The organism is Psychroserpens mesophilus, from assembly GCF_050617655.1.
GTDB classification, from domain to species: domain Bacteria; phylum Bacteroidota; class Bacteroidia; order Flavobacteriales; family Flavobacteriaceae; genus Psychroserpens; species Psychroserpens mesophilus_A.
In genome coordinates this window covers 1-246 of the sequence record NZ_JBODQC010000392.1, presented here as the reverse complement: position 1 = coordinate 246, position 246 = coordinate 1, and the positions used below count along the sequence as shown (strand labels likewise).

The 246-nt window shown below is 60.6% G+C and carries 1 pseudogene; it reads right to left on the bottom strand.

The features are described from left to right. Window positions 1-246 (bottom strand): annotated as a pseudogene (locus ACRHNM_RS17730) (glycogen debranching protein); the annotation flags it as partial.

Below are 246 nucleotides of genomic sequence, written 5' to 3'. Positions count from 1 at the left end.
CCTGCGGTAAATATGCCAGTTCAGGGAGGCGATCTGGGGCGTTTCATTGATGTTTCCCGGGTTGAACACAGCCCCGTTGGTGGACATCTCGTGGATGATGCGGCCGTTGCCGTTCACGGCCCGGGATACGCTGTCGATCAGGCGGATGGTCTGGAAGACCACTTCTTGCTGGCCGACTGCCATATACCCCCTCAGGGCGTATTCGCTGTCCACCCCGAACCACCAGGGGTAATCGGGGATCCCGGC